This window comes from Parvibaculum sp., from assembly GCF_039680535.1.
Lineage (GTDB): Bacteria > Pseudomonadota > Alphaproteobacteria > Parvibaculales > Parvibaculaceae > Parvibaculum.
On the sequence record NZ_JBDKSS010000005.1, the window covers coordinates 313227 to 335359 of the forward strand.

At 63.7% G+C, this 22133-nt stretch carries 24 protein-coding genes; 9 read left to right on the forward strand and 15 right to left on the reverse strand.

Going from position 1 to position 22133, the window contains the following annotated elements; genetic code table 11:
• Nucleotides 1–158: 158 nt before the first annotated feature.
• Nucleotides 159–1625 carry an MFS transporter gene (locus ABFC66_RS02660; protein ID WP_346739400.1) on the forward strand — a complete coding sequence of 489 codons (1467 nt, stop codon included), beginning with the start codon at nt 159–161 and terminating at the stop codon, nt 1623–1625.
• Nucleotides 1622–3001: an MFS transporter gene (locus ABFC66_RS02665; RefSeq protein WP_346739401.1), complete on the forward strand. Its 1380-nt coding sequence runs from the start codon at nt 1622–1624 to the stop codon at nt 2999–3001. Before ABFC66_RS02660 ends, ABFC66_RS02665 begins: the two co-directional genes overlap by 4 nt.
• A gap of 106 nt (nt 3002–3107) precedes the next feature.
• Here the strand turns inward: ABFC66_RS02665 and purH are convergent, their stop codons facing one another.
• The 5 genes from purH to htpX form a co-directional block, all read right to left on the reverse strand.
• Nucleotides 3108–4724 carry a bifunctional phosphoribosylaminoimidazolecarboxamide formyltransferase/IMP cyclohydrolase gene (purH, locus tag ABFC66_RS02670; RefSeq protein WP_346739402.1) on the reverse strand — a complete coding sequence of 539 codons (1617 nt, stop codon included), beginning with the start codon at nt 4722–4724 and terminating at the stop codon, nt 3108–3110.
• A 78-nt stretch (nt 4725–4802) separates the two neighbouring features.
• On the reverse strand, nt 4803–6761 hold the full coding sequence (locus tag ABFC66_RS02675) for a heparinase II/III family protein (protein WP_346739403.1): 1959 nt from the start codon (nt 6759–6761) through the stop codon (nt 4803–4805).
• Complete coding sequence (rpe, locus tag ABFC66_RS02680; protein ID WP_346739404.1) at nt 6724–7395, reverse strand: ribulose-phosphate 3-epimerase; 672 nt, start codon at nt 7393–7395, stop codon at nt 6724–6726. The genes ABFC66_RS02675 and rpe overlap by 38 nt, the downstream gene beginning before the upstream one ends.
• A 112-nt stretch (nt 7396–7507) precedes the next feature.
• Nucleotides 7508–8833 carry a transcription antitermination factor NusB gene (locus ABFC66_RS02685; RefSeq protein WP_346739405.1) on the reverse strand — a complete coding sequence of 442 codons (1326 nt, stop codon included), beginning with the start codon at nt 8831–8833 and terminating at the stop codon, nt 7508–7510.
• A 66-nt stretch (nt 8834–8899) separates the two neighbouring features.
• Nucleotides 8900–9766: a zinc metalloprotease HtpX gene (htpX, locus tag ABFC66_RS02690; protein WP_346739406.1), complete on the reverse strand. Its 867-nt coding sequence runs from the start codon at nt 9764–9766 to the stop codon at nt 8900–8902.
• A 138-nt stretch (nt 9767–9904) separates the two neighbouring features.
• On the opposite strand from htpX, the gene ABFC66_RS02695 reads away from it, so the two are divergent.
• Nucleotides 9905–10153 (forward strand): DUF1674 domain-containing protein, encoded by a 249-nt coding sequence (locus ABFC66_RS02695; RefSeq protein ID WP_346739407.1) that lies wholly within the window; start codon nt 9905–9907, stop codon nt 10151–10153.
• A 153-nt stretch (nt 10154–10306) separates the two neighbouring features.
• Nucleotides 10307–10747, forward strand: a complete 441-nt coding sequence (locus ABFC66_RS02700; RefSeq protein WP_346739408.1) for a thermonuclease family protein — start codon at nt 10307–10309, stop codon at nt 10745–10747.
• Nucleotides 10748–10767: 20 nt separating this feature from the next.
• On the opposite strand, the gene ABFC66_RS02705 is transcribed toward ABFC66_RS02700, so the two are convergent.
• The 3 genes from ABFC66_RS02705 to acs all read right to left on the reverse strand — a co-directional run bounded on the left by ABFC66_RS02705 (nt 10768) and on the right by acs (nt 13541).
• Complete coding sequence (locus tag ABFC66_RS02705; RefSeq protein WP_346739409.1) at nt 10768–11088, reverse strand: DNA-binding transcriptional regulator; 321 nt, start codon at nt 11086–11088, stop codon at nt 10768–10770.
• Nucleotides 11081–11455, reverse strand: coding sequence for a type II toxin-antitoxin system RelE/ParE family toxin (locus tag ABFC66_RS02710; RefSeq protein ID WP_346739410.1), 375 nt, complete (start codon nt 11453–11455; stop codon nt 11081–11083). Before ABFC66_RS02710 ends, ABFC66_RS02705 begins: the two co-directional genes overlap by 8 nt.
• A 145-nt stretch (nt 11456–11600) precedes the next feature.
• Nucleotides 11601–13541: an acetate--CoA ligase gene (acs, locus tag ABFC66_RS02715; protein ID WP_346739411.1), complete on the reverse strand. Its 1941-nt coding sequence runs from the start codon at nt 13539–13541 to the stop codon at nt 11601–11603.
• 179 nt (nt 13542–13720) lie between these two features.
• On the opposite strand from acs, the gene ABFC66_RS02720 reads away from it, so the two are divergent.
• Entirely contained in the window at nt 13721–14563 is an 843-nt protein-coding gene (locus ABFC66_RS02720) for a sulfotransferase (RefSeq protein WP_346739412.1), read from the forward strand.
• Between the two features lie 3 nt (nt 14564–14566).
• On the opposite strand, the gene ABFC66_RS02725 is transcribed toward ABFC66_RS02720, so the two are convergent.
• Together ABFC66_RS02725 and ABFC66_RS02730 are read right to left on the reverse strand one after the other, a co-directional pair.
• The gene (locus tag ABFC66_RS02725) at nt 14567–15814 is read right to left on the reverse strand and encodes a CaiB/BaiF CoA-transferase family protein (protein ID WP_346739413.1); all 1248 of its coding nucleotides are present in this window, start codon (nt 15812–15814) and stop codon (nt 14567–14569) included.
• A 27-nt stretch (nt 15815–15841) separates the two neighbouring features.
• Entirely contained in the window at nt 15842–16306 is a 465-nt protein-coding gene (locus ABFC66_RS02730) for a GNAT family N-acetyltransferase (RefSeq protein WP_346739414.1), read from the reverse strand.
• Between the two features lie 64 nt (nt 16307–16370).
• Here ABFC66_RS02730 and ABFC66_RS02735 point away from each other — a divergent pair, with 64 nt between their 5' ends.
• Complete coding sequence (locus ABFC66_RS02735; protein ID WP_346739415.1) at nt 16371–17117, forward strand: creatininase family protein; 747 nt, start codon at nt 16371–16373, stop codon at nt 17115–17117.
• On the opposite strand, the gene ABFC66_RS02740 is transcribed toward ABFC66_RS02735, so the two are convergent.
• From ABFC66_RS02740 to ABFC66_RS02755, 4 genes are read right to left on the reverse strand one after another with little or no spacing between them, the layout of a single operon-like run.
• Nucleotides 17093–17464 (reverse strand): Rieske (2Fe-2S) protein, encoded by a 372-nt coding sequence (locus ABFC66_RS02740; protein WP_346739416.1) that lies wholly within the window; start codon nt 17462–17464, stop codon nt 17093–17095. The two genes, ABFC66_RS02735 and ABFC66_RS02740, sit on opposite strands and share 25 nt — an antisense overlap.
• Nucleotides 17465–17471: 7 nt before the next feature.
• A complete protein-coding gene (locus ABFC66_RS02745) occupies nt 17472–17897 on the reverse strand; it encodes an EVE domain-containing protein (RefSeq protein ID WP_346739417.1) in 426 nt (141 codons plus the stop codon).
• A 12-nt stretch (nt 17898–17909) separates the two neighbouring features.
• Complete coding sequence (locus tag ABFC66_RS02750) at nt 17910–18191, reverse strand: YciI family protein (protein WP_346739418.1); 282 nt, start codon at nt 18189–18191, stop codon at nt 17910–17912.
• A 14-nt stretch (nt 18192–18205) separates the two neighbouring features.
• The gene (locus ABFC66_RS02755) at nt 18206–19222 is read right to left on the reverse strand and encodes an NAD(P)H-dependent glycerol-3-phosphate dehydrogenase (protein ID WP_346739419.1); all 1017 of its coding nucleotides are present in this window, start codon (nt 19220–19222) and stop codon (nt 18206–18208) included.
• Between the two features lie 106 nt (nt 19223–19328).
• Between ABFC66_RS02755 and ABFC66_RS02760 the strand changes: the two genes are divergently transcribed.
• The 3 genes from ABFC66_RS02760 to ABFC66_RS02770 all read left to right on the forward strand — a co-directional run bounded on the left by ABFC66_RS02760 (nt 19329) and on the right by ABFC66_RS02770 (nt 20997).
• Nucleotides 19329–19955, forward strand: a complete 627-nt coding sequence (locus ABFC66_RS02760) for a TetR/AcrR family transcriptional regulator (protein ID WP_346739420.1) — start codon at nt 19329–19331, stop codon at nt 19953–19955.
• Nucleotides 19956–20184: 229 nt separating this feature from the next.
• Nucleotides 20185–20397: a hypothetical protein gene (locus tag ABFC66_RS02765; protein ID WP_346739421.1), complete on the forward strand. Its 213-nt coding sequence runs from the start codon at nt 20185–20187 to the stop codon at nt 20395–20397.
• Between the two features lie 378 nt (nt 20398–20775).
• Complete coding sequence (locus tag ABFC66_RS02770; RefSeq protein WP_346739422.1) at nt 20776–20997, forward strand: hypothetical protein; 222 nt, start codon at nt 20776–20778, stop codon at nt 20995–20997.
• Nucleotides 20998–21012: 15 nt separating this feature from the next.
• Here ABFC66_RS02770 and tsaD read toward each other — a convergent pair whose 3' ends face one another.
• Nucleotides 21013–22116 (reverse strand): tRNA (adenosine(37)-N6)-threonylcarbamoyltransferase complex transferase subunit TsaD, encoded by a 1104-nt coding sequence (tsaD, locus tag ABFC66_RS02775; RefSeq protein WP_346739423.1) that lies wholly within the window; start codon nt 22114–22116, stop codon nt 21013–21015.
• Between the last annotated feature and the right edge of the window lie 17 nt (nt 22117–22133).

The window sequence follows — 22133 nt, forward strand, 5'->3', positions numbered from 1 at the left end:
TTGCAAAGATTAAAGACTTCGCCGTCTCGCGCAATGGCTCCCGCCTTTCCCGCGCGGCAGCTTTATGCTCCAATTGACAATGCGACGCAGGAAAGGGCCGCAGTTCTCGGACTGTCAGAAGCGCCTTCGCGTTCGCGGCGAGCGAGGAGGACGTTCCAGTGGAAGTGATCGAGAAGCTGGCGGAAGTACGTGAGTCGTTTGAAAACGATCCGCATCCGCCTCATGGCTATTCCGCAACCGGCGAGGCGGCGGCGGACGGCAAGGGTCAATGGAGCTGGGCGCTTTTCGAATGGGCCCGCAACCCTTACGTGATCCTCATCACCATCTATATCTTCTCGCCCTATTTCTCGAATGTCGTGGTTGGCGATCCTGTGAAGGGTCAGGCGATATGGGGTCATATCAACGGCATTGCGGGGTTCTTCATCGCGGCGCTCGGCCCCGTGCTTGGCGCGATCGCGGATACGGGCGGAAAGCGCAAGCCGTGGATCGCCTTCTTCGTTGCGCTGATGGTGCCTGCGACCTTCGCGCTCTGGTGGGCGCTGCCGGGGGGCCAAGGGCTTTCCATTCTCGCCATTGCGGCGCTTGTCGTCGTCGTCTCCGTCGCCTTTGAATTTTCCGCGGTGTTTCACAATTCGATGCTGCCCGCCGTCGCGCCGCATGACCGCATCGGATTTCTTTCGGGCCTCGGCCTCGCGCTCGGCAATGCGGGCGCGCTCCTCATCCTCTGCTTCATGCTCTGGGCCTTCATGCTGCCGGGCATGGTCGACTGGAGCTTCATTCCGCCGAAGGCGCTGTTCGGCATCGACGTGAGCGCTTTCGAGAACAGCCGCATCGCGGGGCCCATCTGCGCGGTGTGGATGGCGCTCTTCACCTTGCCGCTTCTCTTCTGGACGCCGGATGTGAAAGGCGAGGGCGTGCCGGTCGCCATGGCCGTCAGGCGCGGGCTTCGCACGGTCGTCAAGACGGTGCTGAAGCTCCGGCAGTATCGGAATGTGGCCGCCTATCTCATTGCGCGCATGTTCTACAATGACGGCAAGACGGCAGTGCTGGTTTTCGGCGGCGTCTATGCGGCGGGCGTTTTCCACTGGAACGCGCTGACGCTTACCATCTATGGCATCGTCCTTTCGATCTTTGCGGTGGGTGGCGGCATTTTCGGCGGCTGGCTCGACGACAGGTTCGGATCGAAGCGCGCCATCATGATCTCCATCGGCGGCACCGCGCTGGGCGTCGTCCTCGCGGTTTCGATCACGCCGACCGAGCTCTTCTTTTTCTGGCCGCACGATCCCGCGACGCCGCCGCTCTGGAGCCTGCCGTTTTTCCGCACGCTGCCGGAGCTTCTCTATCTCACGGTCGTACTTCTCGTCGCCATCTGCATCACGGCGGCCTATGCGAACAGCCGCACGATGCTCGCCCGCATCGCACCCGTCACCAAGATGTCGGAATTCTTCGGCATCTATGCGCTGTCCGGAACGGCAACGGCCTTTATTGGACCGATGCTGGTGGGCTTCGCGACGGAATTCTTCCAGAGCCAGCGTGCAGGTTTTGCTTCCGTGCTTGTTCTTCTTGTCATCGGGCTTGCGGGCATGTTCTTTGTACGGGAGGAACGCGCGGAGGCGATCGATTGACCACACGTAAAGAAGGCGAGCCTGCGTCCACGCTCGCGCAGGCCGCATGGGTTTGCTACGAATGGGCGAACCAGCCCTATTTTTCTCTCGTCACGATCTTTCTCTTCGCGCCCTATCTCACCGCCACGGTGGTCGGCGATCCGGTGAAGGGGCAGGCGATCTGGGGCTATACCCAGGCGATTGCGGGCATCATCATCGCGCTGTCGAGCCCGCTTCTCGGCGCGATGGCCGATGCGGCGGGGCCGCGCAAACCCTGGATCACCTTCTTCACGATCTTCTGCACGCTGGGCTGCTTCGGTCTCTGGATCGCGGTGCCGGGCTCGCCTGTTCTGCCGATCATGTTCTCGCTCATCGTCGCTTCGGTCGGCATGGAATTCGCGATCATCTTCGCGAATGCGATGCTGCCCACCATCGCCTCGGAGCGGCGCATCGGCCTCTTGTCGGGCATCGGCATCGGCGTCGGGCAGCTTGCCGCCATCGTCGCGCTTGTGATCGTGCTCATCTATCTGCAGTTGCCGGGCGTGGTACATGCCTCCTTCATTCCCGATGCGCCGCCTTTCGGGTTGTCGAAGGAGGCGCATGAGACGGATCGGATCGTCGGACCGATTTCCGGCGCATGGTTCATCGTCTTCATGCTGCCGCTTCTGCTCATCGTGCCGGATCAGAAGCATCGCGGTCTTTCACGCTTGGAGGCAGCGAAAGCGGGGATCGTTCGTCTCGGCCATACGATCAACAAGGCATGGCATTTCCGCAATGTGGCGCTCTATCTGATTTCGCGCATGGCCTTCTATGACGGCATGAATGCGATCTTCGTCTTCGGCGGCATTCTCGCGGCCTCGATCTTTCACTGGGGCGCCATGGAGATGGCGGTCTATGGCGTCTGGGCGACTCTCTTCGCCGCGCTCGGCGCCTTTGTCGGTGGCTGGACGGATCAGCGCTTCGGCTCGAAGAAGACGCTAATGGTGTCGCTGGCGCTGGCGCTTCTCGCTTTTCTGGTGCTGATGTCCTTCGACCGCGACCGGGTGTTCTTCTTCGTTCATGTCGATGTCGCGCCGGACGCGAAGGCGTTCACGACGCTGCCGCAGCAGGGCTTCCTCGCGACTATCGCCTTCTTTGCGCTGATGGCTGGCCCGACCATCGCGTCGAGCCGCACCATGCTCGCGCGCATCGCGCCGATCGAAATGATGACGGAGTTCTTCGGGCTCTATTCGCTGGCCGGCAAGGCGACGACTTTCGTCGCGCCGCTGCTCATCGGCCTCGTCACGAGCCTGAGCGGCAGCCAGCGCCTTGGTCTGATGGTCGTCGTGCCGCTGATCATACTCGGCATCGTGATGCTCAGCTTCGTTCGCGAGGAACGCGCGACGGCGATCGAGTGAGGCGGCTTCAAGGCGGGTCGTCACCCCGGGCTTGACCCGGGGTCCATCTTCCTTCGTGCGCTGGGCAAAGATGGATGCCGGATCAAGTCCGGCATGACCGCTGTTATTAGTGCCGGAAGTGGCGCATGCCCGTCATGACCATGGCGAGGCCCTTTTCGTCGGCCGCCGCGATCACTTCCTCGTCGCGCATGGAGCCGCCGGGCTGGATCACCGCCGTCGCGCCTGCTTCCGCCGCCGAGAGAAGACCGTCGGCGAAGGGGAAGAAGGCGTCCGACGCCACGACCGAGCCGATGGTCGCGGGCTGCGAGGCGCCTGCGGCCTCCGCCGCATCGAGCGCCTTGCGTGCGGCGATGCGCGCCGAGTCCACACGGCTCATCTGGCCGGCGCCCACGCCCACCGTCGCGCCGTTCTTCACATAGACGATGGCGTTCGACTTCACATGCTTGCAGACGCGGAAGGCGAATTTGAGGTCGGCGAGTTCCTGCGCCGTCGGCTGGCGCTTCGTCACGACCTTGAGGTCGAGCAGATCGACGCGGCCATTGTCGCGCGACTGGACGAGAAGGCCACCCGCGACCGACTTCACCGTCAGGCCCGGTGCGCCCGCGTCGGGCAAGCCACCGGTGATGAGCAGGCGCAGGTTCTTTTTCGCGCCGATGATGCGGCGCGCATCCTCGTCGGCGTCCGGCGCGATAATGACTTCGGTGAAGATCCTGGCGATCTCTTCCGCCGTCTCGCCATCGAGCGGGAGGTTCGAGGCGATGATGCCGCCGAATGCCGAGACGGGATCGCAGGCCAGCGCCTTGCGGTAAGCGTCGGCGAGCGAGGAGCCCACAGCGACGCCGCAGGGGTTCGCATGCTTGATGATGGAGATGGCGGGCGCGATCCTGGGATCGAACTCGCCGACGAGTTCAAAAGCGGCGTCCGTGTCGTTGATGTTGTTGTAGGAAAGTTCCTTGCCCTGAAGCTGCGTCGCCGTCGAAACGCCGGGGCGGTTTTCGCCCGTGGTGTAGAAGCTCGCGATCTGGTGCGGGTTCTCGCCGTAGCGAAGCGTCTGGCGGAGATGGCCGCCGAAGGCGCGATAGTCCGGCGCGGTATCCTTCAATTCTTCGGCGAACCAGTTCGAGATCGCGGCGTCATAGGTCGCCGTGCGCGAATAGGCCTTGTGGGCGAGGTGCTTGCGGAGCGCGAGCGACGTGCCGCCCTTCGCCTTGATCTCTTCGATCACGGAGGCATAGTCCGAACCTTCGACGATCACGGCCACATAGGCGTGGTTCTTCGCCGCCGCGCGGATCATGGCCGGGCCGCCAATGTCGATATTCTCGATGCACTCGTCATAGGCCGCGCCCTTCGCCACCGTTGCCTCGAAGGGGTAGAGGTTGACGCAGAGAAGGTCGATCGCGCCGATGCCGTGCTCTTCCATCGCCGCCCTGTGCTCGGCGTCGTCGCGCACGGCGAGAAGTCCGCCATGGACCTTCGGATGCAGCGTCTTCACGCGGCCATCCATCATTTCGGGGAAACCCGTGAGGTCGGACACGTCCTTCACCGGCAGGCCCGCCGCCGCGATGGCCTTGGAGGTGCCGCCGGTCGAGACGAGCTCGACGCCCGCCTCATGCAGCGCCTTCGCGAAGTCGATCAGCCCCGTCTTGTCGGAGACGGAAAGAAGGGCGCGGCGCACCGGCTGGATGTCGGCGGCCTTGGGGGCGGGTTTTGCGGAGACGGACATTGGCTGCCCTTTCGAGGCTTGAAGGGGGATGATGCCGGGGCGGATAGCACAAAACGGCCTCATCCGCCATCGAAGCGGCTAGAGATCGGGCAATTCGGGAAGTTCGGGCGCTTCCCGCTTCACCGGGGCCCCGGAAACCCGCTTCCAGGCCCAGTTCACCTTGGCGTCGCCCCGGAAGACCTTGGAGGCGATGACGATCTGCTCGGTGCGGCGCGTGGTGTCGCCGCCGCCCAGATAGACGCTTTCCTCGATGGTCAGCGGCGCTTCGACGCCCTCGATCCGGGCGTGAAGCTGCCAGCCCTCGCCATTGGGCAGGCGGACAAGCGCGCTCAGCCCTTCCTGTGACAGGGAGAGCTTGGCGTCCGGATGGAGGTGGAAGCGGACCGCGAAGGCAGGGTCCTCGGGGGGCTTGTACCAGTAGCGGCGCTGCCACGGGAAAGCCTTGCGCGGCTCGTTGGCGACAAGCAGATCCTCGCCCCGCAATTCGTCGCCGGCCGCCGAGAAGAAGAGGCGGCGGCGATGGACGAGGCCGAAGCGCTTTTCGTAGCCGTTATGGCTCGCCTCGAGCCAGATGCCGCTGTCGTTCTCGTGGCGGCGGCTCTCGACGCGGGTCGGGCCTTCCATGGTGCGGGCGCCGAGCAGCGCGCGGGTGAAGCTGCCGCGCAGGATGCGGGCCGACGATGTGTCGGCGAGAACCAGCGTCGAATGGGCGGCGGTGGCGCGGCTCGCGGCTTCCCAGTCGGGGCCGAGCACCCGCGTCGTGCCGCAATTGACGATGAGGCGCGATTTGCCCGAGCTGATCTCGAAGGAAAGGCAGCCCGCATGGGCGTCGTGGCTGTAGCGGCCGGGCGGCGGCGGGCCGGTGTCGGCGATGAGCCGCGCATGGCCGGCGGCCATGCGCTGATAGCCTGAATGCGGCGCAAAGCCGAAGGGCTTGCCGCGCGTATCGTCATAGGCGAGCACGGCGTCGATGGCGCCGTCGAGGCCCTCATTCGCGCCGTTGAAAAGCGCCAGCCGTCCGTCGCCATGCCGGAAGAAGCGCAGCATGGGCATCATGCGGTCGACGGCGTCGCGAATGGGCTTGGGGATTTCCATTCGCCGCGCGGCCATGGCGTCGCGCAGCGAAATGAGGTCCAGCATGATCGAGAGGATCGCCGCCGGGTTGCGGCTCACATGCCCGCCATCGGCAAGCACCTGTCGGTCGAGTTCGCGGCAGACGAGGCGCAGGCCCTTTTCGAGGCGCTTTTCGCCTTCGGACAGGCACAGGCCGGAAAAGGTGAGGCCCAGTGCCGCCGTGAGCCGCTTCTCGCCTGCGGGCGCAAGGGCCGCGGTCCGCGCGAGGTGGCGGGCCTGCCGGGCCATGTTGCGCAGCAGCGTCGAGCGGTAGATGAGGTCCGAGCCGTCGATGATGAGCGCGCCGTTCGCCACCCATGAGGTGAGGCGGCGGCCGATCACATGCGGCGCCCAGGCGATGCGGTCCCAGTGGGCGGATTGCTGCGTCATCCAGCCGGCGACCAGCGTTTGCGCATAGGTCCGCGCGGCGTCGCCGCCCGCGGCGGTGAAATGGCGCAGCCATGAGAAGCCGTGAAGCTCTTCCGCCCAGCCGTCGGTGGGCGGCGTGACCGCGAAGGGCGAGCCGCCATCCGTCTTCACCTGTCCGCCGGGCAGCGACCAGCGCCCCTGAAAAAGCGCTTCGGCCTTGTCCGCGAGACCCGGTCTCAGGTCGCGCGGATAGAGCATCATGTGGTCGGGCATGGGCCCGCGCAGCGTCAGGCCATAGGCCCATGTCGCATAGGTGCGGGCCAGCGCCTCGTCGCGCATGCGCACCAGCGATGCGCCGACGAGATCGACCACGCGATTGCCGGGCGGCATCGAGTAATAGGTGGGCGAGGACTGCGCCTCCACGACGGGCGATCCCGGATGAGGCGGATCGATCTCGACTTCCGTCATATGCGCCATGCCGCTTGCCTGCGGCCTCCCGCTATCGGCGCGCGCTTCTTCAAGCGGCTCCGCGAAGGGTCGCGATGTTTCTTGCATAGGCGGCCTCTCCGCCCTTGAACGTCGCCGTGCCGGCGACAAGCACGTTGGCCCCGGCCGCAATGGCGCGGGGCGCCGTCTCGAAATTGATGCCGCCATCGACTTCGAGGTCGATGCCGGGATTCTCCTGATCGATCCGCTTGCGGATGATCTCGATCTTTCTGAGCTGGCTCTCGATGAAGCTCTGCCCGCCGAAGCCCGGATTGACGCTCATCACGAGGACGAGGTCGATGTCGCCGAGGAGCGGCCAGAGCGTTTCGACCGGCGTGCCGGGATTGAGCACGAGGCCCGGCTTCGCACCTGCCGCGCGGATCGCCTGAATGGTGCGGTGGGGGTGCGGCCCGGCTTCCGGGTGGAACGAGATGATGTCCGCGCCCGCCTTGGCGAAGGCCTCGATATAGAGGTCGACCGGCGAGATCATCAGATGAACGTCGAACGTCTTTTCCGAGTGCGGCCGCAGCGCCTTCACGACATCGGGGCCGATGGTGATGTTCGGAACGAAGTGGCCGTCCATCACGTCGACATGGATGTAGTCGGCGCCGGCATCTGAAATCGCGCGTACTTCTGCGCCAAGCTTCGCGAAGTCTGAGGCGAGGATCGACGGTGCGATCTTGATGGGAGATTTGCCGCTCATATGCCGCTCTCGAGACCCGAACCGGGCAGCGGAAAAACTGCCCAAAACACTAAATCTTGGCTGTTTCCCTGCTTAACAGCTTGAATCTTGTGGCGCAAGGCTGGCCCGAGGGTCAGGCGCGCCGGATGAGCCTCGATGCGTAGAAGCCGTCCATGCCGCCTTCGTCGCCAAGATGGCAGGGCAGGGTGCGCAGGTCGCCTTCGGGGGTCACGAGTTCGGCGAGGCCGCCGACCTCCGCCGCCTCGATTGGCCGGCGCGCGAAATTGCCATGGCGAAAGAGGAAGCGCTCGATCTGGTCGGGGCCTTCCTGGCGTTCGAGCGAACAGGTGCAATAGACGAGCGTGCCGCCGGGCGCGAGAAGCTTCGCCGTATTGTCGAGAATGCGGGTCTGAAGCGCCGAAAGCCTGTCGCGGTCCGGATGTGTCTTGAGGCGCAGCACATCGGGGTGGCGGCGCGCCGTGCCGGTGGCGGTGCAGGGCGCGTCGAGCAGGATGAAGTCCCATGTGCGGCCGGGCGCACAGCGGGCCGCGTCGTCGATGACGATGCGCGCTTCGAGGCCGGTGCGTTCGAGATTGCGGCTCAACCTTTCGAGGCGCTGGGCCGAGCGGTCGACCGCCGTCACCTTCGCACCCATGCTGGCGAGTTGCAGCGTCTTGCCGCCGGGCGCGGCGCAGAGGTCGAGCACCTCGCGGCCTTTCACGTCGCCGAGCAGCCGGGCGGGCAGGGCGGCGGCGAGATCCTGCACCCACCAGGCGCCTTCATCGAAGCCGGGCAGGGCCTCGACGCGGCCTGTATTTTCGAGACGCAGCGAGCCTGTGGGCATGAGTTTCGCGCCGAGCTTCTCCGCCCAGTGGGCGCGTTCGGCTTCCACCTTCACCGAGAGGTCGAGTGGCGCTTCATGCCATTGCGCACGGACGATCGCGCGGGTGTTCTCCTCGCCATAGGATTTGGTCCAGCTCTTCCAGAGCCAGTCCGGCAGGGAGGCGCGTTCGGCGTCGATGCCTTCGCGGAGCGCATCGCCCTCGCGCGTGAGGCGGCGGAGCGCCGCGTTGACCAGCGCCTTGAAGTGGCGGGCGTCCCGGTCGGTGGCGGCGGCCTCGACCGCGAGATCGACGGCGGCATGGGGCGCGACGCCGAGGAAGAGGATTTCGGCGATGGCCGTGCGCAGGATGATCTGCGTCGGCCCCGCGCGCTTGGGTAGCGGCTTCTCGACGAGGCGCGAGAGGATGGTGTCGATCTCACCCAGATGGCGAAGCGTCGTCGCCGCTATGGCGCGGGCGAAGCCCTTGTCGGCCGCCGCCGCGTCGCGAAGGGCACCCTGCGCCGTTTCCTCGGCGAAAGCCTCGTCCAGCGCCCGGCCCTTGCCGAGAACGCTCGTCACCAGCCGCTGCGCTGCGAGCCGCGCGGGAAGGCCCGGTTCATTGTTCGTTTCATTCATGCGGCAGGCTTATCGCATGAGCGCTGCGAGGGCCAGCGGCGGATTGGCAGGTTCGCTCGCCGGCGGTCAGCCCCAGGGGCGGCCATTCGCGCGGGCATCGGCGGCGGCGAGTTCCCGGAGCTTCGCGACGCGGTTCGCGGTCGAGGGATGCGTCGAGAAAAGGCTGTCGCGGCCCTTTCCCGAAAGCGGATTGATGATGAACATATGCGCGGTGGCGGGATGCGCTTCCGCCGCCATGTTCACGCGCTCATGCGCCGCGCGGTCGATCTTTTCCAGCGCCGAAGCGAGCCAGAGCGGACGGCCGGAAATCTCCGCGCCCGCGGCGTCGGCATCGTATTCGCGCGTGCGGCTGATCGCCATCTGCACGAGGCCCGCCGCGATGGGCGCGAGGATCGCAAGCGCCAGCGTGCCGATGAAGCCGCCATTGTTCTCGCGATTGCCGCCGAAGAAGAAGGCGAAATTCGCAAGCATCGAGATCGCGCCCGCGATCGTCGCCGTGATCGTCATGATGAGCGTGTCGCGGTTGCGGATATGGCTCAGCTCATGCGCCATCACGCCCGCGAGTTCTTCCGGCGTCAGCATCCGGAGAAGGCCGGTCGTAGCGGCGACGGCGGCGTGTTCCGGGTTGCGGCCCGTGGCGAAGGCGTTGGGCTGGTCGTTCTCGATGATATAGGTCGCCGGCATCGGCATGTTCGCATTCTCGGCGAGCTGGGCGACGAGGCGCACATATTGCGGCGCCGTCGCTTCGTCCACGCGCCGGGCGCCATACATGGACAGAACCATCTTGTCCGAATTCCAGTAGGCGAAAAGGTTCATGGCCAGGGCGACGAAAAAGGCGATCGTCGCGCCGCCCGTGCCGCCGATCAGATAGCCGAGCCCCATGAAGAGCGCGGTGAGGGCGGCGAGGAGAATGCCTGTCTTGACAGTATTCATTGGACCTTCGGTTCCTGTTCCTCGGGGGCGGTTCCTGTTGCTCCCTGCGCCACAGCCGCAAAGGGGGCGGTCACTGGCGCGGCGGGGATCAAGGTCTTATATGTAGCCGCGCAATCTCCCCTTCAAGCGAGCGATCGGATGAGCGGCAAAACGGAAAATCAGGTGCAGGAAGCCGGGCAGGACGCGGAAGCAACACCGCCCAAGGTGTTGAGCCCTGCCGCGCAGCGCGCCCTTGCCGAGGCCGAGGAACGCCGCCGCGCCGCCGATGCCGCCCGCGCCGCGGCCCCCGCCCCCCGCGAGATCAACGGCCCCAAGGGCCTCGAAATCGGTGCCGAGCCGACGCGTTATGGCGACTGGGAAGTCAAAGGCATCGTCAGCGACTTCTGAGGCCGGTGTTTTCGGTCCGTTCCGGTTCGCTTCGCTGGCGAATCGCTTGAATTTCCCGGATATGTGAATGTAGTCCTATGCAGGAACCGGTCAGGGGGCCGGGGGCTTTCACATTCGCGTCCGGGTGCAGGCGCATTCGTTCGATCGGACCTCATGCGCGGCCGCATTCTCGCTCCTGTTCTCGCAAGCCTCGTTCTTTTCGGATCGACGTCCATCGTTCGGGCGAAGGATGAGATTCGCGGACCCGTCGAGGCGCAGGTCATCCGCGTCGTTGACGGCGATACGCTGAAGGTGAAAGCGGAAATCTGGCTCGGCCAGACGGTCGAGGTCGAGGTGCGGCTTGCGGGCGTCGATGCACCGGAGCTCAAGGGCAAATGCCGCGAGGAGCGCGAAGGCGCCATCCGCGCCCGCGACTATCTTGCGCGGCTCTCTGCGGCCGGCCATGTCCGCCTCACGGATATCAAGCGCGACAAGTTCGGCGGCCGCGTCATCGCCAATGTCTCGAACGACGAGACGCCCGACTTCAGCGCCGCGCTCCGCGCCCGCGGCCTCGCCCGCGCCTATGGCGGGGCGAAGCGCGGGAGCTGGTGCTAGCCAGCGGGGCCGAGGGTGGCTCAGGCGACCGCCTGCAGCCCTTTCTTTTCGACCAACGTCAGCAGCTTGAGGGACGGTCCTTTCGGGTGCTTTTCGCCACGTTCCCACTGACTGACGATACCGACCGTGACATTCAGATAACGCGCAAAGACTGCCTGGCTGGCCTTTTCGCGCAGCCGGATTTTTTTGATCTGAACAGGCGTAAGGGGTTTGACCGGCGTGAGACACAGCGCGTCAAACGTCTTCATTGTCTGCTTGTCGATGGCTCCAGCATCGAGAAGACCGGCGGCTGTTTCATGGATAGCCGCCATCGCATCGCTCTTGTATTGCCGCTTACCCATCGCACTTTACCTCTGTAATCGTCTGGTTCTTTATCGCCGCTTTCAATGCGCTGTCGTTCATCGCCAACATTTGCTGGGCGAGTTTTCGGAAGGCCGCGAGTTCGTCCTTCGTGATGTTGTCCCGGTCCTTCTTCGCAAAGCCGTAGACAAAGAATGCCCTGTCCGCTTTCTGGAAGAGAATGATCGTGCGGAAGCCGCCCGATTTGCCCTCTCCGTCCCGGGCGATCCGCTGCTTGATGACGCCGCCGCCCAAGTCAGCGTCGATATGTCCATCGTCGGCGCGCCCGATAGCCTCACACAAATCGGCGTCCGATACGCCTTCCTTGCGGGCAAAGCGGAGGAACGGCTTGTTCTTGAATATCCGCATCGCCACTTCCTGCCCACACATATAACACTAAGTACTATAGCACTCAGTATCACGATATCAAGATGCAGACACGCCAAAGCAATCCAGTTCCTCACGGCACTGGATTGCCTCGCTTTGTTCGCACGGCAGATTTGAGCGACTGGGCTCAGCCCTTGTTCTGACGGTTTTCGACGAGGTCGCTGACGACGGTCGGATCGGCAAGCGTCGAGGTGTCGCCTAGATTGGAGAAATCGTCCTCGGCGATCTTGCGCAGGATGCGGCGCATGATCTTGCCGGAGCGCGTTTTCGGCAGGCCGGGCGCGAACTGGATGAGGTCTGGCGCGGCGATGGGGCTGATCTCCTTGCGGACCCACTGCACGAGCTCCTTGCGAAGTTCCTCCGTCGGCTGCTCGCCCGCATTGAGCGTCACATAGGCATAGATGCCCTGGCCCTTGATGTCGTGCGGATAGCCGACGACGGCAGCTTCCGCCACTTTCGTATGGGCAACGAGAGCGCTTTCGACTTCCGCCGTACCCAGACGATGTCCCGACACGTTGAGCACGTCATCGACGCGGCCCGTGATCCAGTAATAGCCGTCCGCATCGCGGCGGCAACCGTCGCCGGTGAAATACTTGCCGGGATACTGGATGAAATAGGTGTCGATGAAGCGCTGGTGATCGCCATAGACGGTGCGCATCTGGCCCGGCCATGAATCGGCGATGCAGAGATTGCCGGTGGTTTCGCCTTCGAGCTCCTTGCCCTCGGTATCGACCACGACGGGCTTCACGCCGAAGAAGGGCAGCGTCGCCGAGCCCGGCTTCTGCGCGATGGCGCCGGGAAGCGGCGAGATGAGAATGCCGCCCGTCTCCGTCTGCCACCATGTATCGACGATGGGGCAGCGCCCGTCGCCCACGACGCGATGATACCAGAGCCAGGCTTCCGGATTGATCGGTTCGCCGACCGAGCCGAGAAGGCGGAGCGACTTGCGGCTCGTCTTCTTCACCGGGCCGTCGCCTTCGCGCATCAGCGAGCGCAGAGCGGTGGGCGCCGTGTAGAAGATGTTGACCTTATGCTTGTCGATGACTTCCCAGAAGCGCGAGCTGTCGGGATAGTTCGGCACGCCTTCGAACATCAGCGTCGTCGCGCCGTTCGAGAGCGGCCCGTAGACGATATAGCTGTGGCCCGTGACCCAGCCCACATCCGCCGTGCACCAGTAGATGTCGCCGTCCTGATAGTCGAAGACATATTGGTGCGTCATCGACGCATAGACGAGATAGCCGCCGCTGGTGTGCAGCACGCCTTTGGGCTTTCCGGTCGAGCCGGAGGTGTAGAGGATGAAAAGCGGGTCTTCCGCGTTCATCACTTCAGGCTGGCAATCGGCGGGAACCTTCGCCGCTTCCTCGTGATACCAGACATCGCGGCCCGCCTGCATGGCGACGTCGCCGCCCGTGTGGCGCACGGTGATGACGCTGGTAACGCCGGGGCACTTCTTCAGCGCTTCGTCGGTATTCGCCTTCAGCGGAATCCTGCGTCCGCCACGCAGGCCTTCATCGGCGGTGACGACGACGGTCGAGTCGCAATCGACGACGCGGCCAGCGATGCTGTCTGGCGAGAAGCCGGCGAAGACAACGGAATGCACGGCGCCGATGCGCGCGCAGGCGAGCATGGCATAGGCCGCTTCCGGGATCATCGGCAGGTAGATGGTGACGCGGTCGCCCTTCTTCACGCCGCGCGCCTTCAGCACATTGGCGAAGCGGCAGACTTCGGCGTGAAGCTCCTTGTAGGTAATCTTCCTGTCGTTCTTCGGATCGTCGCCTTCCCAGATGATGGCGACCTGATCCGGGCGATCCTTCAAATGGCGGTCGACGCAATTGACGCTGACATTGAGCGCGCCGTCCTCGAACCATTTGATGTGGAGGTTCTTCGGATCGAAAGAGACGTTCTTCACCTTGGTGAAGGGCTTGAGCCAGTCGATGCGGGCGGCCTCTTCGCGCCAGAACGTATCAGGGTCGCTGAGGCTCGCTTCGTAGAGCGCCTTGTAGCGCGCCTCGTCGATAATGGCGCGGGCCGACCATTCCGGTGAAACGGGAAACACTTCATTCGACATGATGGGACGTCTCCTTGGCAGCGTGTCTTTTTAGTCTTGTAAATTGATCGGATTATGCGCGAGCGCATTGCTTTCGGCAATCATAGCGCAGAGCTATGTGCATTAATCCCACTTTGCGATCCCGATGGAGGTCACTAGCTTGCTGACATAAAAAATTCGTAATGGAGTACCCGCGACCAATGGCAAGCCCCCTCGACGGCAAGACCTTCATCCTCGGCATTGGCGCACAAAAAGCGGGCACGACCTGGCTGGCGGAGTATCTGGATAGCCGTCCCGAAGTCTTCATGGCGCCGCTCATGGAGATGCATTACTTCGACGCTCAATATGTGCCCGGCCTCCGTGCGGACGTTGATGCTCTCTTCAAGAGAAAGGAGAGCATTCTTGTCCGGCAGCAGATATGGCCGAGCGCGAGGCGGAAAAAGCGTCTTGAGCATCTGAGGGCGAGGATGCGGATGAACGATGACGCGGCCTATGTGTCGTATTTCGAACGGTACGTTCCAGCCGAGTGCACACATTTCGGTGAGATAACGCCGGAATACGCGTTGCTTCCCCGAGAGGTCTTCGAAAATATCCGGCGATATTTTCCGCGGATCAAGGTTGTCTATCTGATGCGAGATCCTGTCGACAGGTTCTACTCGCAACTGCGCATGAACATGCGCGCGGGGCGCGTGCAAGATGGACGCGAGGAAGAGCTTTTCATCTCGTTCCTGAACGAACCGCGCTATTTCGACAAGACCTACTATCACGAGACGCTGTCAATCGTGCGTTCGGTTTTTGATAGCGATGAAATCCACATTGCCTTTTACGAAGAACTTTTCGGCGATGCGGAAATGAGCCGTCTCTGCGATTTTCTCGGTCTGGCCTTCGTACCCGGCGCATATGACAAGAAGGCCAACGCCGCACCGAAGCCAGCGAATCTCGATCCAAAGCTCGCCGCACTCGCGCGGGAACGCTTCGCGCCGGTTTATGACTACTGCCGCGCCGAATTCGGCGAGCGTGTGCCCGCCTCCTGGCGCGCCTGAGGCTTATTCGCCCGCAGTCAGAGCGGCGATATCGTCCTCGTCGAGGCCCACTTCGCGCAGCACTTCCGCCGTCTGTTCGCCGAGCTTCGGCGGGTGGCGGCGGATGTTTGCAGGCGTCTCGCTGAAGCGCACGGGCGGCTTCAGGGCGAAATAGGGCCCGGCATGCGGGTGATCGAAGCGCTGGAAGAAATCGACCGCCTTCAGATGCGGATCGTTCTGAAGATCGTCGAGGCGGTTCATCTTCACGGCGGGAATGCTGTGCGGCAGAAGAAGCTCGAGCCATTCCTCGGTCGTCTTGGTTTCCGTCAGTTCCTCGATCATCGCGTAAAGCTCGCGGATGTTCTGCGTGCGCTTCTTGTAGGTCGAGAAGCGCGGGTCTTCATAGACGCCGGGGCGGCCCGCCAGTTCGAAGAAGATTTCCCACTGCTTGTCGGAATAGGGCATCAGGCCGATGTGACCGTTCTTCGTCTTGTAGGGGCGGCGATCGGGATTGGTGATGCGCGGATAGGTCCACTGGCCCGTCGGCGGATCGTAGACATGATCGTAGAAATGCTCGGCCAGAACGAAGGAGGTGACGGCCTCGAGCATCGGCACTTCGACGAACTGCCCTTCGCCGGTCTTCGCCTTGTGATAGAGCGCGGCGGTGACGGCCGAGACGAAGAAGAGGCCCGAAACCTTGTCGGCCATGATGGTCGGCAGGTAGCGCGGCTGCGGGTTGCCGTCCATATAGGTCAGGATTTCGGCTGCGCCCGAGCCCGCCTGAATGAGATCGTCGTAAGCGGGAAGGCCCGCATAGGGGCCGTCCGAGCCATAGCCCGCGGCATGGACGAAGATGATGTCGGGCTTCACCGCCTTGATGTCTTCATAGGCGAGGCCGAGCTTCTTCATCGCGGCGTAGCGGATATTCGAGGTCATCACATCGGCGGTGGAGATGATCTTCAGCAGCGCCTTGCGGCCCGAGGGCTTGGCGAGGTCGATCAGCACCGAACGCTTGTTGCGGTTGATGGTGAGGAAGATCGGGCCGAGATCGGGCGAGGCGCCTTCGGGCAGGTGGCCCGGCCAGCGCATGATGTCGCCGCCAAAGCCGCCGCCGCCGGTAGGCGAGGGTGCCTCGACCTTGATCACGTCCGCGCCGTAATCGCCGAGGATCTGCGTCGCGTAGGCGCCGAAGACGACGCTGGTGAGATCGACAATGCGGACGCCCTTGAGCGGTCCCGTGACTTCGGTTTCGAGTTTCTTCGTCTCGCTCACTTCGTCCTCCACCGTAACGCCATCTGCTTATTCTTGATGTCCGCGCCAGACGTAAAGCGCGTCAGGTAGCTTTTCCTCGTTGTCGCGGCCTTCCGTCAAGCGCTCGCAGACGAGACCGTGGTCTTCATAAAAGCGACGCGCGCCTGCATTCGCCTGAAAGGTCCAGAGGGAGAAGCCCTGCGGACGCTGCGTTTTCGTGGCGGCGAGCAGCGCGGCGCCGACCCCTTGGCCTTGCGCGGAAGGATGCACATAAAGATGGTCGAGCCAGGCGGCTCCGGCGCCGTCGCGAATGGCGGCAAAGCCGGCGATGCTCCGATGCGGTCGCTCGACGACCCAGATTTCCAGCGTTCGGGCGACATGGGCGATGAAGGCCCGGGTTTTGCCATCCGTATGGAGCTTGGGCAGGTATGGCATGCCGGCGCGGGCGACAATGAAGACATCTGCGAGTTCCGGCCACTCTTCCGGCCTTGCGCGGCGCGGGACGGTTTTCATTTGGGAGTCTTTCTCGCTCGCACCATATTGAAGGCGGAGACTAACCCGGGCGATAGGACACGTCATGCTGCTTCACCTGTCGAGCTGGCCAGAGATCGAGGATTATCTCACGCGCTCGCGCGGCGTCGTCATTCCCATCGGCTCGACCGAGCAGCATGGGCCCACCGGCCTCATCGGGACGGATGCGATCTGCCCCGAAGTGATCGCGAAGCGTGCGGGCGACGGGGCAGGCTTTCTCGTCGGGCCAACCTTCAATGTCGGCATTGCCCAGCATCACCTCGGCTTTCCCGGCACGATCACGCTGCGCCCCTCGACCATGATCGCGGCGATCCACGACTGGGTTTCGTCACTGGCGCGGCACGGCTTCGAGCGCGTCTATTTCTTCAACGGCCATGGCGGCAATGTTTCGACGATCAACGCCGCCTTCTCCGAGATCTATGCGGACCGTTCTCTCGGCGCCGATGGCTCCAACCGCGGGCCGGTGAAATGCAAGCTTGCCAACTGGTGGGACTATGCGCCGGTGATGGATTTCTGCCGGGCGAAATATGGTGCCTCGCATGGCAGCCATGCGACGCCGTCCGAAATTGCCATTACATGGTCGGCATATCCCGACGCGATCAAGCGGGCGACGATGAGCCCGACGGTTGCTCCGTCCGGACGCTTCACAGATGCCGAGGACTACCGTGCGAAGTTTCCCGATGGCCGCATCGGCTCCGACCCGACATTGGCAAAGGCCGAAGACGGGGCCGAACTGATCGCGCTCGCCGCCAAGGGGCTCATTGAGGACTACCGAAGGTTTCTCGCGAGCTGATCCTCCGGCGCGATGGAGATCATTCCATCCACGATCTCGACAGGCACCGGCGTCAGACTTTTTCCCGCGCAAGGACCGGAGACGCAGAAGCCGTCCTCGATGCGGAAGAGCGCGGCATGGACGCCGCAGATGATGCGCGTTTCATCGAGCGTCAGGAACTTGTCCGGCCAATTGTCGAGCCGCGCATGGGCATGGGGGCATTCGTTGAGCCAGGCGCGCGCCTCGCCATTCTTCCTTACAAGGAACATATCGAAGCGCGTCTGGCCCTTGCCGAAGCTGAAGCCCTTCGCGCCGGGATCGTCCAGCGCGTCGAGCGGGCAGAGCGGCGTGCCGGGCGGTGGCTTCATGCTTCAGTCACGGCGCTTTCGCCAGCCCGCCCATCTTGCAGATGAGCTTCCATTCATTGTCGCGCACGGGCTGCACGGAAAGGCGCGACTGTTTCAGGATCGCCATTTCCGCGAGCTTCGGTTCGGCCTTGATGTCGGCAAGCGTGATCGGATTGGGCACATCGCACACCGCCTCGATATCGACGAGGCCGAAGCGGCCCGTCTCGTCGGTCGGGTCCGCGTGATGCTCGCCGATGACGCGGACGATGCCGACGATCCGCTTCTCATCCACCGAATGGTAGAAGAAGCCAAGGTCGCCCTTCCGCATCGCCTTCATGTTGTTGTTTGCCTGATAGTTGCGAACGCCGTTCCAGGGCTCGCCCTTGGCGCCCTTCTTCTTCTGGTCGTCCCATGACCAGGTCGAAGGTTCCGATTTGAAAAGCCAGTACGCCATTGTCTCTTGCCCTTATCGCGGATTGAGAACCCATTTCCACGCGCGGATCTCGACCGTCGCGAAGAGCCCCGCCTTCGTATACGGATCCTCGGCGACAAGTGCTTCGACCTCGGCGCGGTCGGCCGCCTCGATGGCGAGAAGGCTGCCCGTCATCGTCGCTCCGTCGTCGCTGGTGAAGGGACCGCCGGCGGCGATGCGGCCGCTCTCCTTCCAGTATTTTACATGCGCCTCGCGATTGGCGAGACGGACATCGAGGGCGTTCGGCTTGTCGGTGCCGATGAGGCAGAAGAGCATTTTGGTCTCCGGGATCAGCTTTCGCTTTTGAAGGGGCGGGTGAGAAGGGTGAGGATCGCCTCGTCGACATTGAGACGGCCGGTGACGATGCCAGCGACGGCTTCCGAGATCGGCATTTCGATTCCGTGTTTCGCGGCGAGTTCGACGACGGCGGTGGCGGAGAACACGCCTTCGCTCACCGAATGGCGGCTCCCGAGAATTTCATCGAGCGACTTGCCCTGTCCGAGCGCCATGCCGAGCGACATGTTGCGCGACTGCGGCGAGTTGCAGGTGAGGATGAGATCGCCGAGGCCGGAAAGCCCGGCCAGCGTTTCGGGCCGCGCGCCGAGCGCGAGGCCGAGCCGCGTCATCTCGGCAAAGCCGCGCGTCGTCAGCGCAGCCCGCGCGCTGGCGCCGAAGCCCTTGCCCTCGACGATGCCGCAGGCGATGGCGAGCACGTTCTTCACCGCGCCGCCGATTTCCGCGCCGATGAGGTCGGAGGCGTAATAGGGCCGGAATGTGGGAAGGCCGATCGCATGGACGAGCGCCTTGCCGGTTTCCTCGTCGGCGCAGGCCAGCGTGATCGCCGTCGGGAGGCCGCGCGCGACTTCCGCCGCGAAGCTCGGGCCGGACAGGACGGCGGGTAGCGCCTGAGGCAGCGCTTCCTCCAGCACTTCGGTGAGGAGCTTCAGCGTGCCCTGCTCGACGCCCTTGGCGCAGAGAAGGACGGGTGTCCCCGGCTTCAACAGCGGCGCGAGCCCGGCGCAGACGCCCCGCATGTGCTGGGCGGGCGTCACCATCAGCAGCGCGTCGGCGCTCGCGGCTTCCTCGATGGAGGAGGTGGCGCGCACGTTCTCGTCAAGCGCGATGCCCGGAAGAAAAAGCGCGTTCTCGTGCCGCGTGTTGACCGCCTCGACGACCTCCGCCTCGCGGGCCCAGAGCGTCACCTTTCGCGAGAGGCCCAGGTCGCGCCCGGCCCGTGCCGCCACTTGGGCGAGAGCCGTACCCCAGGCCCCGCCCCCGATGACGCCGATATGTCCGAATTCCTTCATGGCCTGCCGCGTTGTCCCGCCTGTTCCGTTTCTGCCGCCCAACGCCATCGCTTCTAACGATTGAACGATTCGTTGAATATTTACTGCGGCAGTTTACAATCACTCTATGAACGCTCCCGACAATACACGCCAGAAGATCATCGACGCAGCCCGGAAACGTTTTGCCCATTACGGTTATGGGAAAACGACGATGGCAGACCTTGCGGTCGACTGCGCCATGTCGGCCGGCAATCTCTACCGCTATTTCGCCAGCAAGCTCGATATCGCCGAAGAAATCGCGCGGGCGGCGTCCATGCGGACGACCGGACAGCTCTCCCGCATCCTGACGCAGCCCGGACGCAGCGCCTCGGAGCGGCTGCGCGATTTCCTCTTCGAGGACCTCCGCGAGACGTTCCAAACGCTGGAACGCGACCCGAAACTGGTCGAAATGGGTCTGATCATCACAACCGAGCGGCCCGCATTCCATAATGAGGGGCTCAAGCGCGAGCGCGAGGTGCTCAGGCGGATCATCGAATATGGCAATGCTTCGGGTGAGTTTTCGGTGGCGGACCCCGAATTCATCTCCGAGATGATCCAGTCGGCGACCCTGAAATTCAGCTATCCGCAGCTTTTCACCCGGCTGTCGCTGGAAAAGCTCGAGCGCGAGCTCGAAGGCGTTTACCAGCTTATCGTCGGCAGCCTCAGGGCTGGTGTGTCGATGACCGACCCCCAACGAGATGTGGTAGAAGCCTGATTTTGCTGCAAAGCAGCAATTTCATTCAACATCGCAAAATTGTAACAACACATTGATTTCTATAGGTCAAAGACCTTGGGAACGCTGTTATGTGTTGCGATGCAGCAACATCTTCCATGAATGGTGAATATTTTTCGTTTCATTCATTGTTTTCCGTTCAGGCTCGTCCTAGATAGGAGGCGTTGAAGGAGTTCCCTCCTCCCTCAAACGCACCGAAGGAGAAGCCGCCATGACGCTCGCAGCCCTCAAGTCCCGCTTCGAAAGCCCCGTCGCCGCAGAGGCCGCTCTGCGCTCCGATGCCCAGATTTTCTCGTGGACGGACTATGCGAACCGGAAAGCTCCGGCGGTGCGCGAGACGCTGGGCGGCCATCTCGGAACCGCCGCGATCGCGACCTACGCGCTCTTCAGCCTCGCCTACCTGTATGTGCAGTACGCGTTCTGAACGAAACCATTTCCCGGGCGCGGTCCTGAACCTGCTGCCCTGACCGAATTCGAAGGAAACATGCCATGAAGCTCACTGAAACCCTCGCGACCCGCTTTATCGTTTTGGTCCTCACCGCCTATTCCCTCGCGCTCATCGCGCAGACGGCGGGCGTCGTCCACTTCGCCTGATTTCTATTCTCCCGCCGGGCTCTAATCCTCCCTCCCCGGAGCCCGGCATACTCAAGGCCTGCTAACTCGGGTCTCTTGCCCCAGCGTCTCCTCACGCTGGGGCTTTTTTTATCAGCAGCGCGGCGTTGGGCGATCGCTGGCGCAGGAACTTCTTAACCATGATGTGGTCAGCTTCGGGTGAGCATTCACGTCAGCGTGGCATCGCCCCATGAACATGACCGACCACAAGAGCCATCCCTTCTCGATCGACGTGCCGGTCTGCGAGCGTCGTGCCGGCGCCATCGATATCGAGCCGATGATGATGTGGTGTTCGAGCGTCTTCCGGCGCGAGGACTGGCGGCCCCGCAATCGCCGCGAGGTGGTGCGCTTCTGCTTCCGCTCGGAGGATCAGGCGGCGCAATTCGCCGAAGCCTGGCGGCCCCGGCTCTAGCCTTTCAGGTCGTTGTCAGGCCTTGACGCCGGCGCCGGGCTTTGCCTGCGCCGTGGGGTCGAGCGGCCAGCGCGCCAGAGGGCTGATTTCGAGCCCGTCCTCAAGTCCCATTGCAAAACGTTCGGCGCCTGCCCAGGCGATCATCGCGCCATTGTCCGTGCAGAGTTTCGCGGGCGGGACGATGAACTCGTAGCCACGCTCCGTTGCCGTCGTTTCGAGCCGCGCGCGCAAAGTCTGGTTCGAGGCGACGCCGCCCGCGACCACGAAGCGGCGCGATCCTTCGGGAAGCTTCGCCATGGCCATTGCGTGCGATACGCGGTCGGCGAGCACATCCGCGACGGTCGCCTGAAAGCTCGCCGCAATGTCGGCGCGCAGCCGGTCGGTCATTTCCTCCTGCGCCTCGATGACCTGGCGCACGGCGGTCTTTAGGCCGGAGAAAGAGAAGTCGCAGCCGGGCTTGCCCATGAGCGGGCGGGGCAGGTGAAAGCGGCTTGCGTCGCCTGCCTTCGCCGCGCGTTCGACCGCCGGTCCGCCCGGAAAGCCGAGATGCATCATCTTCGCCACCTTGTCGAAGGCTTCACCCACGGCGTCGTCGATGGTGGTGCCGAGGCGGCGATAGCGCCCCACGCCCTCGACCACGAGAAGCTGGCTATGGCCACCCGAAACAAGAAGCAGCAGATAGGGGAAGGCGATCCCGTCGGTGAGCCGGGCCGTCAGCGCGTGGCCTTCGAGGTGGTTGACCGCGACGAGCGGCAGGCCACAGGCGAGCGCGATGCCCTTTGCCGTCATCAGCCCGACAATGACGCCGCCGATGAGACCGGGACCGGCCGTCGCCGCTATGGCGTCGAGGTCTTCCCAGCCTACTTTCGCGTCTTCCAAAGCCCTCGTAATCAGCCCGTCCAGATGCTCGATATGGGCGCGGGCGGCGATTTCCGGCACCACGCCGCCATAGGGCGCGTGTTCCTTGATCTGGGAAAAGACGGCATTGGAGAGGATTTCGCCCCGGAATCCGCCAGAATCCGCGCCACTTTCCCCGGTATGACGGCGCACGACGGCCGCCGCCGTCTCGTCGCAGCTCGTCTCAAGCCCGAGAATGGTGAGCACGCCCTTGCGCGTCATGTTGTCCGTCGCTCTTC

What these genes read in the sequence shown, in the direction of transcription:
- ABFC66_RS02735 (WP_346739415.1), top strand. Translation starts at nt 16,371, where the DNA reads ATGCTGCTTCACCTGTCGAGCTGGCCAGAGATCGAGGATTATCTCACG.
- ABFC66_RS02745 (WP_346739417.1), bottom strand. Translation starts at nt 17,897, where the DNA reads ATGGCGTACTGGCTTTTCAAATCGGAACCTTCGACCTGGTCATGGGAC.
- ABFC66_RS02730 (WP_346739414.1), bottom strand. Translation starts at nt 16,306, where the DNA reads ATGAAAACCGTCCCGCGCCGCGCAAGGCCGGAAGAGTGGCCGGAACTC.
- ABFC66_RS02770 (WP_346739422.1), top strand. Translation starts at nt 20,776, where the DNA reads ATGAACATGACCGACCACAAGAGCCATCCCTTCTCGATCGACGTGCCG.
- tsaD (WP_346739423.1), bottom strand. Translation starts at nt 22,116, where the DNA reads ATGACGCGCAAGGGCGTGCTCACCATTCTCGGGCTTGAGACGAGCTGC.
- ABFC66_RS02755 (WP_346739419.1), bottom strand. Translation starts at nt 19,222, where the DNA reads ATGAAGGAATTCGGACATATCGGCGTCATCGGGGGCGGGGCCTGGGGT.
- purH (WP_346739402.1), bottom strand. Translation starts at nt 4,724, where the DNA reads ATGTCCGTCTCCGCAAAACCCGCCCCCAAGGCCGCCGACATCCAGCCG.
- ABFC66_RS02700 (WP_346739408.1), top strand. Translation starts at nt 10,307, where the DNA reads ATGCGCGGCCGCATTCTCGCTCCTGTTCTCGCAAGCCTCGTTCTTTTC.
- ABFC66_RS02765 (WP_346739421.1), top strand. Translation starts at nt 20,185, where the DNA reads ATGACGCTCGCAGCCCTCAAGTCCCGCTTCGAAAGCCCCGTCGCCGCA.
- ABFC66_RS02750 (WP_346739418.1), bottom strand. Translation starts at nt 18,191, where the DNA reads ATGCTCTTCTGCCTCATCGGCACCGACAAGCCGAACGCCCTCGATGTC.
- acs (WP_346739411.1), bottom strand. Translation starts at nt 13,541, where the DNA reads ATGTCGAATGAAGTGTTTCCCGTTTCACCGGAATGGTCGGCCCGCGCC.
- ABFC66_RS02720 (WP_346739412.1), top strand. Translation starts at nt 13,721, where the DNA reads ATGGCAAGCCCCCTCGACGGCAAGACCTTCATCCTCGGCATTGGCGCA.
- rpe (WP_346739404.1), bottom strand. Translation starts at nt 7,395, where the DNA reads ATGAGCGGCAAATCTCCCATCAAGATCGCACCGTCGATCCTCGCCTCA.
- ABFC66_RS02710 (WP_346739410.1), bottom strand. Translation starts at nt 11,455, where the DNA reads ATGCGGATATTCAAGAACAAGCCGTTCCTCCGCTTTGCCCGCAAGGAA.
- ABFC66_RS02705 (WP_346739409.1), bottom strand. Translation starts at nt 11,088, where the DNA reads ATGGGTAAGCGGCAATACAAGAGCGATGCGATGGCGGCTATCCATGAA.
- htpX (WP_346739406.1), bottom strand. Translation starts at nt 9,766, where the DNA reads ATGAATACTGTCAAGACAGGCATTCTCCTCGCCGCCCTCACCGCGCTC.
- ABFC66_RS02675 (WP_346739403.1), bottom strand. Translation starts at nt 6,761, where the DNA reads ATGCAAGAAACATCGCGACCCTTCGCGGAGCCGCTTGAAGAAGCGCGC.
- ABFC66_RS02740 (WP_346739416.1), bottom strand. Translation starts at nt 17,464, where the DNA reads ATGAAGCCACCGCCCGGCACGCCGCTCTGCCCGCTCGACGCGCTGGAC.
- ABFC66_RS02760 (WP_346739420.1), top strand. Translation starts at nt 19,329, where the DNA reads ATGAACGCTCCCGACAATACACGCCAGAAGATCATCGACGCAGCCCGG.
- ABFC66_RS02695 (WP_346739407.1), top strand. Translation starts at nt 9,905, where the DNA reads ATGAGCGGCAAAACGGAAAATCAGGTGCAGGAAGCCGGGCAGGACGCG.
- ABFC66_RS02685 (WP_346739405.1), bottom strand. Translation starts at nt 8,833, where the DNA reads ATGAATGAAACGAACAATGAACCGGGCCTTCCCGCGCGGCTCGCAGCG.